General features: G+C 57.8%; 15 protein-coding genes. 12 read left to right on the top strand and 3 right to left on the bottom strand.

All coding sequences use genetic code 11. The annotated features are described in order from the left end of the window. Positions 1–29: 29 nt before the first annotated feature. A complete protein-coding gene (locus tag GE107_RS27145; protein WP_370636410.1) occupies positions 30–1,394 on the bottom strand; it encodes an NAD(P)-binding domain-containing protein in 1,365 nt (454 codons plus the stop codon). After that, positions 1,391–1,984 carry a CGNR zinc finger domain-containing protein gene (locus tag GE107_RS13500; protein ID WP_219640495.1) on the bottom strand — a complete coding sequence of 198 codons (594 nt, stop codon included), beginning with the start codon at positions 1,982–1,984 and terminating at the stop codon, positions 1,391–1,393. The genes GE107_RS27145 and GE107_RS13500 overlap by 4 nt, the downstream gene beginning before the upstream one ends. 161 nt (positions 1,985–2,145) lie before the next feature. On the opposite strand from GE107_RS13500, the gene GE107_RS13495 reads away from it, so the two are divergent. The 12 genes from GE107_RS13495 (at position 2,146) to GE107_RS13440 (ending at position 17,763) form a co-directional block, all read left to right on the top strand. Further along, entirely contained in the window at positions 2,146–2,637 is a 492-nt protein-coding gene (locus GE107_RS13495) for a DinB family protein (protein WP_219640494.1), read from the top strand. A gap of 287 nt (positions 2,638–2,924) precedes the next feature. Beyond that, positions 2,925–4,274 (top strand): glucose-6-phosphate isomerase, encoded by a 1,350-nt coding sequence (locus GE107_RS13490; RefSeq protein ID WP_219640493.1) that lies wholly within the window; start codon positions 2,925–2,927, stop codon positions 4,272–4,274. Between the two features lie 611 nt (positions 4,275–4,885). Beyond that, positions 4,886–6,046: an iron-containing alcohol dehydrogenase gene (locus tag GE107_RS13485; RefSeq protein WP_219640492.1), complete on the top strand. Its 1,161-nt coding sequence runs from the start codon at positions 4,886–4,888 to the stop codon at positions 6,044–6,046. A 140-nt stretch (positions 6,047–6,186) separates the two neighbouring features. Beyond that, entirely contained in the window at positions 6,187–8,007 is a 1,821-nt protein-coding gene (locus GE107_RS13480; RefSeq protein WP_219640491.1) for a PrpR N-terminal domain-containing protein, read from the top strand. A 1,148-nt stretch (positions 8,008–9,155) separates the two neighbouring features. Continuing rightward, positions 9,156–10,736, top strand: a complete 1,581-nt coding sequence (locus GE107_RS13475; protein WP_219640490.1) for a type 2 periplasmic-binding domain-containing protein — start codon at positions 9,156–9,158, stop codon at positions 10,734–10,736. A 134-nt stretch (positions 10,737–10,870) separates the two neighbouring features. After that, positions 10,871–11,776, top strand: a complete 906-nt coding sequence (locus GE107_RS13470) for an ABC transporter permease (RefSeq protein WP_219640489.1) — start codon at positions 10,871–10,873, stop codon at positions 11,774–11,776. A gap of 13 nt (positions 11,777–11,789) precedes the next feature. Beyond that, entirely contained in the window at positions 11,790–12,665 is an 876-nt protein-coding gene (locus GE107_RS13465) for a carbohydrate ABC transporter permease (RefSeq protein ID WP_219640488.1), read from the top strand. A 30-nt stretch (positions 12,666–12,695) separates the two neighbouring features. Continuing rightward, positions 12,696–13,982, top strand: a complete 1,287-nt coding sequence (locus GE107_RS13460) for a four-carbon acid sugar kinase family protein (protein WP_219640487.1) — start codon at positions 12,696–12,698, stop codon at positions 13,980–13,982. A 3-nt stretch (positions 13,983–13,985) separates the two neighbouring features. Then, a complete protein-coding gene (pdxA, locus tag GE107_RS13455; RefSeq protein WP_219640486.1) occupies positions 13,986–15,014 on the top strand; it encodes a 4-hydroxythreonine-4-phosphate dehydrogenase PdxA in 1,029 nt (342 codons plus the stop codon). Further along, positions 15,014–15,907 carry a 4-hydroxy-tetrahydrodipicolinate synthase gene (gene dapA, locus GE107_RS13450; protein WP_219640600.1) on the top strand — a complete coding sequence of 298 codons (894 nt, stop codon included), beginning with the start codon at positions 15,014–15,016 and terminating at the stop codon, positions 15,905–15,907. The genes pdxA and dapA overlap by 1 nt, the downstream gene beginning before the upstream one ends. A 2-nt stretch (positions 15,908–15,909) precedes the next feature. Next, a complete protein-coding gene (locus GE107_RS13445; RefSeq protein ID WP_255570453.1) occupies positions 15,910–17,058 on the top strand; it encodes a sialidase family protein in 1,149 nt (382 codons plus the stop codon). 21 nt (positions 17,059–17,079) lie between these two features. Continuing rightward, on the top strand, positions 17,080–17,763 hold the full coding sequence (locus GE107_RS13440) for a TerC family protein (RefSeq protein ID WP_219640485.1): 684 nt from the start codon (positions 17,080–17,082) through the stop codon (positions 17,761–17,763). A 238-nt stretch (positions 17,764–18,001) separates the two neighbouring features. Here the strand turns inward: GE107_RS13440 and GE107_RS13435 are convergent, their stop codons facing one another. Next, complete coding sequence (locus GE107_RS13435) at positions 18,002–19,018, bottom strand: LacI family DNA-binding transcriptional regulator (protein WP_219640484.1); 1,017 nt, start codon at positions 19,016–19,018, stop codon at positions 18,002–18,004. Positions 19,019–19,087: the final 69 nt, after the last annotated feature.

Here is a 19,087-nt window from a genome sequence, read left to right as displayed (position 1 = left end):
TGGCGCTGCGGGGCGGCGGATGGTTGCCGTTACGGCTTGGAGATCCGCTGCTCGATGTACTCTTTCAATTGGATTTTCTGGTAGAGCGGGAGCGCGGACAGCAGGCAGCCGTATTGAAACAGGTTCGCTTTCTTCTCGATGCGGATGATCCTTCCCGTCATCGGCGGCAATCCGGCTTCCGGAGGCATGTGGATGACGATGAACATGTCGCGCTCGAGCGGGAACGAGGAGGCGATCTGCAGGCCGTCCTCCGACACGTCATTCAGCGTGCCTTCCACCGATTGGCCGCTGAAGGCCCCTTCCTGCAGCCATTGGTACACGGAGACCATCACGGGGATATCGAGCGGGACCCGGGCTTGTTTCCTTCGGTTCACGGTCTCGGCCGGCTCCGTCTCCGCCGTCGCTGCAACGGGCGGCTTCAGGTCGGCGATCGGCGTGCCGATCCATTCCTCGTATACCTGCGCCAGCGCGGACAGGTCCAATTCGCCGAGGCCGGAGGAGTGGCCGATCTGGAACAGGCTTTTGGCCGTTTCCAGCATCGGGGTGGAGACGCCGAGCTTGTCCGTCAGTACGGAGGACAGCTTCAAGTCTTTGAGCATAAGGGCAAGGGAGAACTGCACGCCGAAATCATGATCGATGATCTTGCGGCCTTTCAGCTCGGCCTGCTTGCTCGAGGCGCCGCCGGACAACACGATCTTCAGGAAGGCGGACGCATCGATGCCTCCCTTGGCTGCGAGGGCCATCCCTTCGATCAAGCCTGCCGCGTTGATGCCGACGATCGTGTTGTGCGCGAGCTTGGCCGTCGAGCCGCTGCCGTTCGGTCCCGTGTGGACGATTTCCCTCCCCATCGCGAGCAGGACGTCCCGCTGTTCATCCACGACCTGCTTGTCGCCGCCGACCATGAACAGCAAGGTGCCGTCCATGGCGGCCGGCTTGCTCCCGGTGACCGGGGCGTCGAGGAAATACGCGAATTTCGCCTGGATGTCCGCCGCCAGCCGAAGCGAGAGGGCGGGAGAAACGGTGCTGCAGTCGATGACGGCCGTTCCCGGCTGCAAGCCCTGCAGGATGCCGTTATCGCCGTAGTAAACGTTCTCCACCGCATCGTCGTTGCTGATCATGGTGATGACCACGTCGGCCGAGCGAGCCGTTTCCGCCGGCGAAGGGACAACGTCGGCGCCGAGCGAGATCAGCTCGTCCGCCTTGCCGGGCGTCCGGTTGTAAACGGAAACCGAATAGCCCTTCCGAAGCAGATTGGCCGCCATGGGCGCGCCCATGACGCCGAGACCGATAAAACCGACCTTTTTCATCCTGGATTCTCCTTGTCCGAAATGAAGTCCTATCTCCTTTGTACCATAAAATGGCCCCGGCCGAAACCGGTACGTCCCGGCGTTCACTCGGCGTCTGAGGAGGAATGCCCGCCTGGCCGGCCGGTATCCGCCGGATGTGACGCTTTCCGCCGGGCGCGGAACCTTCTGACTTTCATCAGATTCCCGCACATCTTATCGTCGCAGAACCGCTTGGAGCGGTTCCGGGTATCGTCATAGTACACCCACAGGCAATCCGGATTGTCGCAAATTCGCAGCCGGGTCGGCTCGCCTTCCGCCAGCATGCGGCAGAAGGACGCGGCAATTTCCGCTTGGATGCCGGGCCAGTCGGACCGCACGGGGACGGATTCCATCCGGAGGCCGGAACCCGTCTTCGCGATGCGCCGGGTGACCGGTCCTTCGGCCAAGATTTGGTTCAGCCTCTCCAGGTCGCCGGATTCCGCGGGCCGGCCGGCGATCAATTGCCGCACGAGAAGGAGCAACTCGCCCCGCAGCCGCTTGAGGGCCTCCAGCTCTTCCTTCGTCGGGGGACCCGGATCCGGCAGCTTATGTTCGACAAGCCAACGTGTCCGCCATGCCGGCTTGTCCAAGCGGTCCTCCGATTTGCCGCCGCCCCTCCAGTCGTGATAGTCGCTGTTCAGAAAATCATCCCACAACATGATGCATGCCCCTTCAGTTGATTCGGTATGGGGACATTGTAACACTCGAAAGTGGATTTCACTAGTTACTTGTCGGAGGGGCGAAAGCCGTGTTAAACTGAACTGGGGAGTAACGAGTATTATTACATTAGCTGGTTACACGAACGATGGGAGGAACCTGGATGAACCGGATCGAACTGCTTGTTCAAGGTTGGGAATTCTGTTACGACAAGGAGGATTGGTATCCGCCGCTGCAGGACGCCCTGAAGGGAGTGTCGGCCTCCCAGGCAGCCTGGAAGCCGGAAGGGTCGGCCGTGAACTCGATTTGGGAGAACGTGAACCATCTCCTGTTTTACAAGGAACGGCTTCTCGCAAGGTGGACGGGAGAAGAAACCGCCTATCCGGAGGGAGTCACCAACGATGATACGTTTGCCGTGCCGTCCGCGGAAGAGGCCGATTGGCAGGAAACGCTCGCCCGGTTGGAGCGCGTTCATCGGGGGATCGGCGAGAAGCTCGCCGCACTGTCCGAGGAGGAGCTGGACGAAGCGATTCCCGGCCGGAAGCTGGAGGGTTGGGCTCACAGCCTCATCCGGCACGACGCCTATCACACCGGACAGATCGTCATGCTATGCAAGCTGCAAGGGACATGGCCCGCACGGCGCGCTTTCGAGTGAACGGCTGACAGACGGTGAAGTCCGCTTTCCACAAGGGAGAGCGGATTTTTGTGCAAAAGGCAGATTTTTTTTGTAGGATGATCCGGTTTTGCAGGAGGATCCGGTTTGGAACTTTTCGACAAAGAATGAGCCGGCCCAGAAAAACGGTTTTGGATACTTTCGTCATCACTTGGCATTGGCCCGAACGCGCGCTCCTCAACACGCAGAGAGGCGCGCTTGTGCCGAAGGGGAATTTTGAGTATGCTAAAAAGAAATTTGACCAGGAGAACATGAGGGGGATTCAAGCAGTGAGCAAGAGCATTCGTTTCGACTATTCCAAAGCATTGCAATTCGTGGGCCAGCACGAGATCGACAACCTGGCGCCGGCGGTGAAGCTGGCGCACGAGCAATTGCATAACGGAACCGGCGCGGGTTCCGACTACCTCGGCTGGATCAACCTGCCGAGCGACTACGACAAGGAAGAGTTCTCGCGGATCAAGAAGGCGGCGGACAAAATCCGTTCCGATTCCGATGCACTTGTCGTTATCGGCATCGGCGGCTCGTACCTCGGCGCCCGTGCAGCCATCGAGATGCTCCAGCATTCCTTCTATAACACGCTGTCCAAGGAACAGCGCAAAGCTCCGCAAATTTTCTTCGCCGGCAACAACATCAGCTCTACATACGTCACCCACCTGCTGCAGGTGCTGGAGGGCAAAAACTGGTCGATCAACGTCATCTCCAAATCCGGCACGACGACCGAACCGGCGATCGCTTTCCGGATTTTCCGCGATGCCCTGGAGAAGAAATACGGCAAGGAAGAAGCCCGCAAGCGCATCTACGCCACGACGGACAAAGCGCGCGGAGCGCTCAAGAACCTGGCGACCGCGGAAGGCTACGAATCGTTCGTCATTCCGGACGACGTAGGCGGCCGTTACTCCGTCCTGACGGCGGTGGGCCTGCTGCCGATCGCTTCGGCCGGCATCGACATCGACGCGATGATGCAAGGCGCGCGCGACGCATCGGTACAGTATAACAATCCGAACCTGAGCGAGAACCAGGCATACCAGTACGCGGCCGTGCGCAACGCCCTGTACCGGAAAGGCAAAACCGTCGAAATCCTCGTGAACTACGAGCCGGGCCTTCACTTCGTGTCCGAATGGTGGAAACAGCTGTACGGCGAGAGCGAAGGGAAAGACTACAAAGGGATTTATCCGGCGTCCGTGGACTTCTCGACGGATCTGCACTCGATGGGGCAGTTTATCCAGGAAGGCAACCGGATCATTTTCGAAACGGTGCTCCAGGTCGGGGAAGTGTCGGAGCAAATCACGATCCAGCCTGATTCGGAGGATCTGGACGGGCTGAACTTCCTGTCCGGCAAAACCCTCGATTTCGTGAACAAAAAAGCGTTCGAAGGAACGCTCCTGGCGCATACGGACGGCAACGTGCCGAACCTGATCGTCCATCTGCCGGACATGTCGTCCTACACGTTCGGCTTTATGGTGTATTTCTTCGAAATCGCCTGCGGAGTGAGCGGCTACCTGCTCGGCGTCAACCCGTTCGACCAGCCGGGCGTCGAAGCCTACAAGAAAAACATGTTCGCGCTGCTCGGCAAACCGGGCTTCGAAGAACAGAAGAAAGCGCTGGAAGCCCGCCTGTAATCCGGGGCCCGCATTCGCGAGCAGCCTTTCGGGAGTCATCCCGGGGGCTGTTTTTTTTTTTGTGGTTGGCGGGTGCGTCGGAGTGAAGGGTATAGGGTGAAAGGTTGTGCGGTGGTTGGCGGAGTTAAGCTCGCGGTACGGGCTTAACGTGTCGTGTGAGCGGTGGTTGGCGGAGTTAAGCTCGCCGTACGGGCTTAACGTGTCGTGTGAGGGGTGGGTCGACGGAGTTAAGCTCGCGGTACGGGCTTAACGTGTCGTGTGAGCGGTGGTTGGCGGAGTTAAGCTCGCCGTACGGGCTTAACGTGTCGTTTGAGGGGTGGGTTGGCGGAGTTAAGCTCGCCGTACGGGCTTAACGTGTCGTGCGAGCGGTGGGTTGGCGGAGTTAAGCTCGCCATACAGTCTTACCGTGGCAGGAGTGCTTGGCAGGTAGGGAACCATCCAAGAGCGGAGAATAAGTTAATCCTTGAAACACTGTTTCGAAATAAATCAGTTTTTTCGTCATTATATTGACACGGAATTTAATTGTTTAATATAACAATATTATATAACGTATTTTAATAACATTGACACAGTTTGTTTAAAACTGAAACAATTGAGGAGGAGCAGCCTTCATGACGTTGTCCCCAAACCTTTACCGCTTCCAAACGGCGCCGCAAATCGTCGCCGGGCCCGGCTCCCTTGGGCAGCTCGGCGCCCATCTGGATCTCGCCGGGTCCTTCCGTTCCGCCCTCGTCGTCGCCCAGAGATCCATGGTCCGGCAAGGGTTCGCGGACGAAGTCGTCCGCCAGCTGGAACAGAAGGAGATTTCCTGCTCCATCATCCAGGATGTCATGCCCGAGCCGACGGCGGGCCATATCCGCGAGTTGTGCGCAAGGTTGTCGGAAGAGTCGTTCGATTTGATCGTCGGCATCGGAGGAGGCAGCGTACTGGACGTGACCAAATTGATCTCCGTGCTGCGGACGAACGATCGGCAGGTCGAGGAGATGCTGGGCATCGACAATGTCGAGAGGCCGGGGATTCCCGCGGTGCTTATCCCTTCGACGGCCGGGACCGGTTCCGAAGTGACGCCGAACGCGATCGTCACGTTGCCGGAGGAAGAGCTGAAAATCGGTGTCGTGAGCCGCCACCTGCTGCCCCGTTTGGTCGTGCTCGATCCTTGTCTCACGATGGAGCTGCCCCAGGCGCATACCGCGGCCACGGGCATGGATGCTTTTACCCATGCCATCGAGTCCTATATTTCGGTCAAAGCGAATCCGATCAGCGACATGTTCGCCCTGGAGTCGATCCGCTTGATTTCCCGGAATATCGTCCAGGTTTATCGGGAGGGGAGCGATCTTGCGGCGAGGGAGCAGATGCTGCTGGGCTCGATGTACGGAGGCATGGCGCTTACCGGCTCCGGAACGGCTGCCGTCCACGCCTTGGCTTACCCGCTTGGCGGCAAGTTCAATATACCGCACGGGGTAGCCAATTCGATGCTGTTGCCCCATGTGATGGAGTTCAACGAAAGCGCGGTCAGAGGGCGTCTCAAGCGCGTTGCCGTCGCGATGGGGCTCGGAGGTTCGCTGCAGAACGCGGAAGGCGTCATTCAGAAAATAAAGGAGTGGACGGTCGCGCTGGACATCCCTCAGGACCTGCGCGTTTTCGGGGTCGAGGGGCGGAATGTGCCCGCTCTTGCGCAAGCGGCCCTCAAGGTGACGAGGCTCATGCAAAACAATCCGAAACCGATGGCCGCCGGGGATGTCGAAGCGGTTTACCGAAAGCTGCTTCCGTAGTCTTTTCGAAACAAATCCGGTAAACGGTTTTCGTGATAGACATTCGCAATACCTTTTCCAAACGAATCCGGTAAACGGCTTTCGTGAGCGATTTTCCGGCATTCATTTCTGCGCCGGACGGAATCCGGTATAATGGGAGGATGAACGCGATCGGAGGATCGGAAACGGTGATGAAGGTTCTTGTCGTGGCTCCCTATACGGGGCTCGGAGAGTTGATCAGGCAAATGACGGCCCAATACCGCCAGTTCGATATTACGGTCGTGATCGCGGACATGAAGGAGAGTCTCGGTCTAGTCGAATCGATCGGCAGGGAGGGCTACGACGTCATCATCAGCCGGGGGGGAACGGCGAGGCTGTTGGCGCAGCATTCGGAAGTTCCCGTCGTGGAGATCCAGGTATCCGGCTTCGACGTGCTCCGGATGCTCACTCTCATGAAGGAGTATCAAGCCAAGATTCGGTTGGTCGGGTTTCCCAATGTCATCCAAAGCTTCGTTTCCGTATCGAATTTGCTGGATTACGACTTTCAATATACGGTCATCGACGACGAGAACGAAGTCGGCGAGGCGCTAGCCGCCGCTAAGCGGGAAGGGGTTCAGGTCATCGTCGGAGACACGGTGACGGTCCGATTCGCAGGCGAGCTTGGCATGCAAGGAGTGCTGATCACGTCCGGCCGCGAGTCGGTGGCGGAAGCGTTCCGGACCGCGGAATTGATCTGCCGCTCCTTGGAAAAGCACAAAATGTTGAACCGGATTTACGAACGGCTGATTCGGGAGAGCGGTCGGGAAGCGGCCGTTCTGGATGCGTCGTTGAACGTTCTGTTCGCCACGCAGGGAATCCATTCGATTTGGGAAGGCACGCCGGTTCATGCGGCATCGCCCAACCGAGTGGAGAGCGGAAGATTCTTGGCCGAATTGTTGGAAGGAATGGCGTCCGACATCCGCGAGAATGGTCCTTTGCACGTCTATGAGCCTGCGCAGCGTCAGACGTTGACGGCATCGCTGCTTATGGACGGAGAAGGCTCCGAATACTATTGGCTGTCGCTTGCCCCATCGGATGAACGGGAGTCCGGAATTCGCGCCGTGTATCCTTATCGGGATTTGGAATCGTTCCCTTCGTTCCTGCATTTAACGGGAAGTATGGATCGGGCGTTGCGCCAGGCGAAACAAGAGCTGGAAAGCGGGCGGCCGGTCACGCTCCATGGAGAACAGGGGACGGGAAAACGGATTTTTGCGGGCGCGCTGGCCATGATGCTGAACAAGGATAATCGCCTTCTCGAACTGGAGGCGAGGTCGGGAGAAGAGCCGGCTTATCGGCGGCTGTGCCGCCTGATCGGCAAAGCGAAACGCGATGTCTTGATCCACGTGCGGGGACTCGAGAAGTTCACGGGGGCGCAGCAGAGAAAACTCGCGGACATCATCAAGGGCGGGGGTTGCCGCGTCGTCTTCTCGTTCGAAGAGCATCCGGGACGGTTGAAGGGCGAATCCCGCCTGGATCCTAAGGTGCTGGAATGGCTCGGGGGCGAGGCGATCGAGCTGCTTCCGCTTCGCGAGAGGCTGGACGAGCTGGAAGAACTGGTCCGTGCATTCCTGGCCGTTCTGAACGAGAAATACGGGAAACAGATCGTGGGGCTCCGTCCGGACGTTTGGGAGCTTCTGCGCAAGAAAAGCTGGAAAGGCAACCTCGTCGAGCTTCGGGACACGATCGATGTGTGCGTCCTCGAGGCGCAAGGGGAATACATCGAGCGTACGGACGCGGAAGCCGCGGCGAATCGGCTGCTCCGTAAAGCTCCGTACGTCGCTGACCGCATGCCGGCGATCGATCTTAATCAATCCTTGGAGGCGATCGAGAGGGACATTATCCGCTACGTGCTGGAAGAGGAAGACATGAACCAGTCGAAGGCGGCCAAAAGGCTGAAGATTAACCGGACGACCCTTTGGCGCAAGGTCAAGGGGGAGGAATGATTCCGTCGTTGCGCGCGACCGCGAGGTCGCGCTTTTTTTTTTTTTTTTATGCGGTTGACCCATTCGCATACAACAGCAAGTCAACCGCTATCGGATTGATCTCCCATCTAGATTCGGCAACTCGACTTCCGCCAGTTCCTTCGTCAGCACTACATTCTGGCTCGAAAGGCAAGATTCTGTCGGCCAATTCCGTCCCCACAGCCCCAGCCTCGGGAAACGTCACGTCATGGAACTCTTACCATGATCAGGCACTACGATTCTGTATGAAATTTCATATAGAAAATTACCGGACGCAGTAAATTCGATAAATCTATACGAAAAATCATACAGAATATACTCTATCGCCAAGAATCCCCATCATTCTGTTCGAAATTTCATACAGACAACGATGCAGCGGGTAGCGTCACCCTCAGAAGGATGAAATAGGGCTAGCCAAAGTGCAATTGGGGAGGAGAAAAAACGACTTTTGAATCGAATATCAAAAGATGAAATGTATTTTGGTTCTTAGAAGCCCGAATAAAGAGGAAAATTAGAAATTTAAATGCATTTTAGCTCATCGTTCAACCCGTGGATCAAGGAGCGAAGATCGCCTGAGAGAAGGGGATACCGCGATGAAGACGGTACATCCCTGAGAGAACGAGTGGTTAGCGGGTTGAAAGGTGCTTAGCATCTCCGAGAGAAGGGGATACCGCGATGAAGACGGTACATCCCTGAGAGAACGAGTGGTTAGCGGGTTGAAAGGTGCTTAGCATCTCCGAGAGAAGGGGATACCGAAGAAGACTTGGCATCGCCTGAGCGAAGGGGTTGTGGTACCCGACACGATCCTGAGAGAACGGGATAGCGGAGAGTGAATGGAATCGGATGCGGAATGGATCTTACATTTCCCCCGCTGACAACTGCCCCAAAAAACGAAGAAAGAAACGCATGAACCTGCAACATTTCCGACGTATAAATGTTTAAAAATGCAACAATAATCCATTAATTCACGATATACAAAAAATATGTTGCAAAAACGAATATCTCCGCTATAATAAAATTAAGAAAGCGGATACAAACCGGCGATGCTTTCTTGAGTCTGCAAATTATGTTTCAAAATGCAACGAACGGAAAAGGGCTCACATTTTCACCTCTGGGAAGGGGAAATTCGGATGCAGGCAAAGAAAAAAGGGTCAATCTTGATGGTCGTGCTTGCGGCAATGTTGATTTTATCGGCGTGCAACAAATCGGGTTCGGACGAATCGTCCGCCAGCCCTTCGGCTTCCGCATCCGGAAGCGGAGGAGGCAGCGGCGAGAAGGTGCAGTTCTCCTATTTGTTGGCCGGCAAATACATCAACTGGCTGAAGGACCTGAAATGGTATCCGGAGCTGCTGAAAAACACGAACGCGGACATCGAGCTGGTGAACGGCGGAGAAGACGACGACCAGTACTACAAAAGCCTGGAAACGAAGCTGATGTCCAACGACCTGCCGGATTCGGCGATCGTCACGCTCTCGCAAGCGGAGGTTTACGGTTCTCAGGGGCTGTTCCTTAACCTCAAGGACCTGATCGAGAAGAACGCTCCGAACATCAAGAAATTCATCGATGCCAACCCGGATTACAAAAAAATGATCACCGCGTCCGACGGCAACATTTACGGACTTCCGCAGCAATATCCCGTCATCACGCCGGTTCCGTTCTACCGGGCGGATTTCTTCGAGAGGGCGGGCATTGCGAGCAACCCGACCACGATCCAGGAGTTTACCGATGTCCTGAAAAAACTCAAAGCCGCTTACCCCGCCGCGGACTTCTACCCGTTCACAGGCCGCGACGGATACATCAAGTTCACCGAGTCGTTCCAAGCGAAGGATTTCATCGACGACAGCGGCAAGGTGCACGGGATCTATAACAACGGCCTGGGCTACGACCTGAAAGCGCCCGGCTTCAAGCAGCTGGTGGAATGGTACAACACGCTGTTCACGGAGAAGCTCATCGATCCGGAATGGATATACGGCACGCAAACGGAAGAAACCTGGCAAACGAAGATGCTGACCGGCAAAGGCGCCATTTCGTACGACTTCTTTACCCGCCCTTCCTGGTTCATGAACAATGGCGGACCGAAAAACGATCCGAAGTACAGCATTAAGGTCATGGACGCGCTGAAGGATCAGCAAGGCAACGCCCCGAAAGTCTCGGCTTACCAGCCGCGCTTCCGGAATGACCGCGTGTTCGTCATCAACGCGGCTTCGGAGAAAAAGGCGGAAGCCATCATCAAGTTCATGGATTACGTGTTCTCCGATGAAGGCCGCACCTTGATGGATTACGGCGTGGAAGGCCAGTCCTACAAGAACGAAGGCGGCGAGAAGGAATACCTCGTCAAATTCGAGGAAGAAGGCAATAAGCCGCTCGGCACGCCGGTGTGGAATTTCCTGCAGGACCGTCTGACCTTCCCGGCTCCTTCCAACGACGAAGCTTACTATCAATGGATGGACGATCTGACCAAGTCGTTCGCCAAAGATTTCTTCACGAAATACGCGGAAGTCATGCCGGCCCTGAAATATTCGACGGACCAGCTCAAAGAAAGATCCGGGCTCGTCGCGAACGTGCAGCCGATGATCGACTCTAACCTGGTGAAGTTCATCACCGGCAAACGGCCGATATCCGAGTGGGATGCGTTCCTCAAGGAAGCCGACGCCCAAGGCTACAGCAAAATCGTCGACATCGACCAAGCCGCATACGACGCGAATAAGTAAGCGCACCCGGTCCGTCACTCCATGCACGCCATGCGGTGGGGTGACGGACCGCTTTCCGAACCCAGTAAGCAAAGGATGTGCTGTGCATGCAAACCGCCCTCAGGAGCGAAACTGCCGGAGGCCGTGGCCGTCGCTTGTGGAACGGAATGTGGAGATCCCGTCTGCTGTATCTCATTTTGATCCCCGGTCTGGTTCATATGCTGGTCTTCAAGCTGCTGCCGCTGTTCGGGCTCGTGATCGCCTTCCAGGACTACAGCCTGATCAAAGGGATCGGGGCGAGCAAATGGGTGGGGTTTGCGAACTTCGAGAAGTTCCTGTCGGACCCTTACTTCTGGAAGCTTCTGAAAAACACGGCGCTCCTCGCGTTCTTCAACCTGCTGTTCGTGTTTCCGATCCCGATCCTTTTCGCCTTAATGGTGAACGAAGTCCGGATCAAATCGGTGCAGCGGTTCGTCCAAACGGTCACGTTCTTCCCTTATTTCATCTCGTCAGCGGTCGCGGTGAGCATTCTGTATACGTTCCTGTCGCCGCAGAGCGGGTTGGTGAACATGGCGCTGCAGAGCATGGGGGGCGAGCCGGTCTTCTTCATGTCCGAACCCGGCTGGTTCCGGCCGTTGTACGTGGCGCTGAACGTCTGGCAGCTGTTCGGGTACAGCTCGATCATCTACTTGGCCGCCATGACCAACATCGACCCGCATCTCTACGAAGCGGCGGATATGGACGGCGCAAGCCGTTTCCGCAAAATGTTCCACATTACGCTTCCGTCCATTTTGAACACGATCGTCATCATGTTCATTCTGGCCATCGGGCAAATCATGACGGTCGATCTCGACAAAATTTTGCTGATGTACAATCCGAGCCTCTATGACACCGCTGACGTCATCCAGAGCTACGTCTACCGCCAAGCGTTCGCGACCAGGGGCTTCCCGAACTACAGCTACGGCGCGGCCGTCGGTTTAATGCAATCGATCGTGGCCTTCATTCTCGTCCTGTCGGCGAACAAGGCATCGAAGAAATTTTCGGATTCGCAAATTTTCTAAGGGGAGGACATCCATGAAATCCAAGCTGCAAGGTTTCGATTACGCCAACATGTTTGTCCTCATCCTGATTTCGATCGTCTGCGTCTATCCGCTGTGGAACATTTTCGCCGTCTCGCTCAGCGACGGGATTTACGCTGCGGCTTCCAAGGTGTACCTGGTTCCGAAAGGGTTCAACGTCGAGACTTACAAATACGTGCTGAACAACCCGAGGCTCGGCGTGGCAGACGGTTTGCTGAACTCCTTCCTTTATACGGTCGTCGGAACCTTGGTCGCGGTCATCATGACCTTCATCACCGCGTATCCGCTCAGTAAGAAAAGGCTCGCGGGCCGAAAGCTGATCATGCTCGTCTTCATGTTCACGTTCATTTTCGAAGCGGGCATCATTCCGAACTACATCGTGTATCACGGAGTCGGTCTCGTCAACTCGTTCTGGGTGATGGTCATCCCGGGCGCGATCAACACGTTCCTGCTGATCATCATGCGGTCCTTCCTCGATGCTTTGCCGGAGGAGCTGGAGGAATCGGCCCATATCGACGGGGCGAACGACCTGCAGATCATGTGGAGAATCTATTTCCCGCTTACGCGTCCGGCGATCGCGACCGTATGCGTATTCTATTCCGTGTCCATCTGGAACCAGTTCCTGATTCCGGCGATTTATTTGCAGAAGCAGAGCCTGAAGCCGATCACGCTCGTGCTGTATAACCTGATCATCAGCGCGGGCAAGGACGGAACGTCGCTTGAGAGCATCAACGTGAACGGGGTGCAGCTGCTTCCGCAGAACCTGCAAGCGGCCGCCGTGTTCCTGGCCGTCGCCCCGATCCTGATCGTCTACCCGTTCGCGCAGAAGTATTTTACCAAAGGAATGCTGATCGGTTCCGTCAAAGGTTGATTGGCAACTTCCGTCAGCGAGGTGTTCGACTTGAAATTCGCCATCATAGCCGACGACTTGACGGGTGCCAATGATACCGGAGTGCAATTCGCGCGGCGGGGACTGGCCACGTCGGTGCTCCTCGAGCCCGATCCGGATTTGGCCAAGGACTTGGACGTGGTCGTCATCGATACGGACAGCCGCTCCTTGGCGCCGGGCGAAGCCTACCGCAAGGTGAAAAACGCGTCCGAATATTTGCGGCAATATCCGTTCGAGTTCATTTATAAGAAAATCGATTCTACCATGCGCGGAAACATCGGAGCCGAGATCGACGCGGTGTACGACGTGTTCCGGCCGGATCTCGTCGTCATCGCGCCGGCTTATCCGAAAAATAAACGCATTGTGAACAGCGGCGATTTCTATCTGGACGGCTCGCTGCTCCATTTGACCGAGATGGCGGCCGATCCGAAAACGCCGGTGACGTCCGCGCACATTCCTCACATCCTTCGTTCGCAGACCGAACGTCCGGTCGGGCAAGTCACGGCAGAGGATCTCAGGGTCGGGGAAGCGTACATCCGGCGGAAAGTGGAAACTTTCGCCCGGGACGAAACGCCCTATGTCGTCTTCGATTCCGTGAAGGAAGAAGATCTTCGTTCCATCGTGCATGCCGTTCAGGACAGCCGCCTCCGCGTCGTCTGGATCGGATCGGCGGGGCTGGCGAACCATCTCTGCAAAGCCTACCTCAAACGCCAGCAGGCTCCGGTACGCCGGAAGGACGGGCCGTCCCTGGTTCTGACGGTGGTCGGGAGCGTGAACCGCAACAGCCGGTCCCAGCTCGAGCAACTGCTGAAGACGGCGGGGGTGGAGGGCATCGAGATGAAATCGCACCTGGCCGTCCAGGGGGATGAGGTCGCGGCATTGGAGAAAGCCAGGGTGATCCGTCTGGCCTCGCAAGCCTTGGAAAGCGGCCGGCATGTGGTGCTGTATACGTCCGGCAACGCGGACGACATCGCCCTGGCCAATCAAATCGGCTCCGCCTCCGGATGGGACGCCAAAACGGTGAGCGACCGCATTTCCCGGGCGATCGGGGAGTCGGCGGCGATGCTGGTACGGCGTTTCCGGCTGAACGCCTTGGTCATGACCGGAGGGGATACGGCGAAGCAGGTGTGCTCCTATCTCGGCGTGAAAGAGTTCCAATTGATCGACGAAGTCGAGACCGGGATGCCGATCGGCATGCTGCCGGGCGAATGGCCTCTGTACGCCGTCACCAAAGCCGGCGGGTTCGGCTCCGCCAACGCGCTGTCCAAGGCGCTGAAAAAAATGCAGGGAGGGGTCTGATTCATGCGACCCGTTATCGGAATTACAATGGGCGATGCCGCCGGCATCGGGCCGGAAATCATCGTCAAAGCGCTGCGGTCGGAGGCCGTGTACCGCGAAGCACGGCCGCTCGTGATCGGGGATCTCGCCATCCTGGCGAGAGCGGCGGATTTCGCCGGCGTGAAGTGCGGCTTCCGGTCTGTCGGGTCGCCTTCGGAAGGGAAATACGAGCTTGGCGCGATCGACGTGCTGGATTTGGGAATGCTGCCCGCGGATTTGCCGGTCGGCCGGTTGTCGGCTGAGGCGGGGAACGCGGCGTTCCGGTACATCGAGAAAGCGGTGGCGCTTGCGCAGGCCCAAGAAATCGACGCGATCTGCACGGCTCCGCTGAACAAGGAAGCGCTCCGCAAGGGCGGACACTCGTACCCCGGACATACGGAAATTCTGGCCGAGCTGACCGATACCGACGACTACTCGATGATGCTTTCCGCTCCGAAGCTGAAGGTGATCCACCTGACCACGCACGTCGGATTGATCAAGGCCGTGCAGAGCATCACGCCTGAGCGGACGTACAAGGTGCTGAAGCTCGCGCACGAGACGCTGACCCGCGCCGGGTATGCCTCGCCTCGGATCGCCGTGTGCGGAATCAATCCCCATGCGGGGGAGAACGGGCTGTTCGGGGAAGGAGAAGAGGAAGAGAAGCTCGTGCCGGGCATCGAACAGGCGCGTTCCGAAGGCATCGACGTACACGGACCGCTGCCGGCGGATACGTTGTTCTATCGCGCGGTGCGGGGTGACTTCGACATCGTGGTCGCGTGTTACCACGACCAGGGCCACGGCCCGATCAAAGTGCTTGGTCTGGAAGCCGGCGTGAACATTACCGTGGGGCTGAAGGGAGGCATCATCCGGACCTCCGTGGATCACGGAACGGCGTTCGATATCGCGGGGACGGGGAAAGCGGATGAGGGTTCCCTGCTGGAAGCGATCCGGATGGCCGTCGAGCTGGCGCCCAAGCGGATGTCTCCATCCGAAGTGCAGGGAGGGATCGAGTGATGCCGTTCGTTCCGCAAGGAATTATTCCGGCTTTGGTCACGCCGTTTCACGGAGATGAGGAAATCAACGAGAACGCGCTGCGGGTTACGGTGCGGCGGCTGATCGGCGCCGGCGTCCACGGCTTGTTCTGCTTGGGGAGCAATGGAGAGTTTTTTGCCTTGTCCTACGAAGAGAAAATCCGGGTCGCTTCCATCGTGGCGGACGAAGCCGCGGGCGCGGTTCCGGTATTCGCGGGCAGCGGGGCGGAGAGCACGCGGGAGACGATCCGCTTGACGCGGGTTATGAAGGAATTGGGCGTCTCGGCGGCTTCCGTCATTACTCCGGCGTTCCTCAAGCTCACGCAAGCCGAGATGGTGCGCCACTACCAAGAGTTGGCCGCCGCCGTCGACTTGCCGATCCTGCTCTACAACATTCCGTCTCTTACGGGTAACTCTTTGTCGCCTCAGTCCGTCGGGGAATTGTCCCGCGTCCCGAGCATCATCGGGATCAAGGACAGCAGCGGCGCGTTCGACAACATCCTGGGGTACTTGGATGCGTCGGCATCTTCCGATTTCGCCGTGCTGGCGGGTACCGATTCGCTGATTCTGTCCACGCTGATGGCGGGAGGAACGGGGGCCGTGGCGGCCACGGCCAACGTGGCGCCGGAGACGGTCGTCGCGATCTACGAGAAATGGCGGAGCGGCGATTACGAGGGAGCGGAGCGCGAGCAGCGCAAGCTGCGTCCGATCCGCAGCGCGTTTAAGCTTGGGACGATGCCTTCTGTACTGAAGGAAATGATGAACGCCCTCGGCGTTCCGGCCGGATGGCCCCGGGCTCCGGTGAATGAACTCGGCGAAAGCGCCAGGCAGCAGGTCTTGAAAGTGGTACAGGAATTTCAATCCAAGGGGGAATAGGAATGAACGAACTGGCTGAACTTATGAAACAAAGCCGGGGAGAAGCCGGGCTTCTGCTCCCCTCCGGAAAGGGAACGGCGGAGGCGCTCCTTCCGACTCCCCATATTGTCAACCATGCGCCAAGCATGATAGAGTTGCAGAATGGCGACCTTCTTATGGTATGGTTCGCAGGAGATACGGAAGAAGGAAGAAGCGACATCCGCATCGTCATGTCCCGGCTGCCCAAGGGGGGGTTGCGCTGGAGCGATCCCGTGCCGATTTCCGACGATCCGGTCCGATCGGAGCAGAACCCGGTTCTGTTTCAAATGAAGGACGGAAGGCTGCTTCTTCTGCATACCGCCCAAGCTCCGCGGGAAGACAAGAAGGAGCGGTATAATCCGGCAACCAACGTTGACGCGGCAACCCGGCAGGAAACGTCCGAAATCCGCTCCCGGGTTTCGGAGGACAACGGACACACTTGGGGTCCGACGCAAGTTTTCTCCGGAACGCCCGGTTCGTTCTGCCGCGCTCCCATCGAGGTTCTGAGCAACGGGGATTGGATTTTCCCGATGTGGATCAGCCGCAGAGACGGGCAAACCGTATTCGGCAACGATACGAGCCTCGTGCGCATCTCCGCGGACGAAGGAAGGACGTGGACGGAATATCCGATCCCGGGAAGCCGGGGCAGGGTTCATCCAAACATCATCGAATGGGGCGAAGGGCGGCTCAGCGCTTTTTTTCGCAGCCGGTCCGCCGACTGGATCTATGTCAGCCGTTCGGCCGATTACGGCCGGACCTGGTCGGAGCCGGAGCGGACGACGCTTCCGAACAACAATGCGTCCATCCGCGCGATCAAGCTGCAGAGCGGGCGTCTCGCCGTTATTTATAATCATTTCCAAGCCGGCGACGATCCGAACGCGACCGTATGGCCCAAGACGCGTTATCCCGTGTCGATCGCCTTGTCCGAGGACGAGGGCCGCACGTGGCCTTACATTCGCCAGTTGGAGCAGGGCGACGGATTCGCAGGCGAAGCCAATCGTCATCATAACCGAACTTATGAATATCCGTGGATCCTGCAGGCGAGGGACGGGCTTCTCCACGCCGCGTACGCGTACGGCAACAGAGGATCCATGAAGCATGTCGTGCTGTCCGAAGAGTGGATTATCGGCTGAAGGCATACGAAAGGGGCTCGCATGGAAGCGGATTGGTGGCTCGGATTACTGAAAATCATCCTGATCAATATCGTGTTAAGCGGCGACAATGCGGTCGTCATCGCCATGGCGTGCCGCAACCTAAAGCCTCAGCAGCAGAAGAAGGCGATCTTCTGGGGCACGTTCGGGGCCGTCGCGCTTCGGCTCGTCCTGACGTTCGCGGCCGTCTGGCTCCTGAAAATCCCGATGGTCGAAGCGGTCGGAGGCCTCCTGCTGCTTTACATCGCGATTAAGCTGCTCACGGGCGAGGAGGAGGAAGGTCCGGACAAAGGGAATCTGTCGATCGGACAAGCCATCCGGACGATCGTGATCGCCGACGTGGTCATGAGCCTTGACAATGTCGTGGCGGTCGCCGGCGCGGCGCAGGGGGATTGGGTGCTGATCGGGATCGGCCTCGCCGTCAGCATCCCGCTCATTATCTGGTGCAGCCAGCTGCTCACCGGTCTCATGAAACGGTTTCCCATCATCGTTTGGCTGGGGGCCGGACTGCTCGGCTACACGGCGGGCGAGATGCTGGAGGAGGACGAGTGGGTGCACGGCCTGCTCGATCCCGTGACGGCCGGGTACGAGGTCGTGATCCCAGCCGTGACGACCTTGGCCGTCCTTGCTTGCGGTCGGATTGCCGCCTTGAGAGCTCAGAGGAGAACGGGTCACGAAAGAGGTTGAGTGCGGTTCCGGAGGGCTGTCTCCGGGAGCCGGTAGCCGCGCCCGCGCTACGGATCGACGACGAATGGAAAGGCGCCTCGCGAAATCGCGAGGCGCCTTTCGTGCGCTGACGGAGACGTTATGACAACTTTATACGTTATCAGGAAGCCATATGCGGCATTCTCTTATTTGCGCGCTGGCCTCGGGTTGGCAACCGGAAGTGCGCCATTGAGGCGTCGAAGCAGGAGCGCGAACGAGGTCAAGGCAGCGTCTTGCCGCAGGATTGCCGGGCGACCAGCTCCGCCTCCACCACGATCGCGGACGGGTCCATTTGCTTGTTGACCATGTCGTACAGCATCATGGCGGCAAGCCGGCCGATCTTCTCCGTATCCTGTTTCACCGTGGAGAGGGCCGGATCGGTGTACCGGCAAGCGTCGATGTCGTCGCAGCCGATGAGCGCCATGTCGCCCGGAATCCGCAGGCCGTGTTCTTTCATCGCGCGGATGGCGCCGAAGGCCAGCAAATCGGATACGGCGAACATCGCTTCGGGCAGCGCGCCTTTCTCGATCAGCTGCTTCACGGCCCGGTAGCCATTCTCCTCCTCGTAATCGCTGCTGTAGACGAACCAGTCCGGGTTGACGGCCAGACCGAACGTTTTGAGCGTCTCCCGAAAAGCGTTCTCCCGGAGGGACGTGATTTCCGAATGGCGCTCAATGCCGAGGAATCCGATCTTGCGGTAACCGTTCAAATAGAGGTGCTCGACCACTTTGGCGGAGATTTTCTCGTTGTCGGACATGATGTAGGCCGAGTTTTTGCCGGACAGCTTGATGTCGACTCCGATGCACGGGATGTCGCTCTGGTCCAGCTGGTGGACGCTCGGCTCCACTTGGTCCCCCGCGATGATGATGCAGCCGTCCACCTGGAAGTGGCGGCAGCGGGCCAGGTAGTCCTCTTTTTCGCTGAAGAAGTTTTCGTTGGAAAACAGAAGCAGGTCGTAGCCGAATACGCCGATCTGCTTCTTGAATGAGTTGATGACTTTGACGAAAAACGGATGGTTCAAATCGGAGTTGAGCTCGCCCGCAAAAACGACGCCGATCAGGTTCGATTTCTTGGTGGCGAGCGTTTTGGCGGAGGAAGACGGCTTGTACCCGGTCTCGTCCATGATTTTGAGCACCCGCTGCCGCGTCTCTTCCCCGACGTCGCTGTAGTTGTTGATGATTTTCGAAACCGTCGCGACGGAGACGCCTGCCATTTGGGCGATCATTTTGATGTTCATTTCGATAATCCCCTTATGCGCGAAAATTTCGGTCAGCATTCCCGCGAAAATGGCGCATGGTTTCGTAAA

The sequence above is a fragment of the Cohnella sp. CFH 77786 genome (assembly GCF_019400745.1).
Lineage (GTDB): Bacteria > Bacillota > Bacilli > Paenibacillales > Paenibacillaceae > Cohnella.
This window is presented reverse-complemented; position numbering and strand designations above follow the sequence as displayed.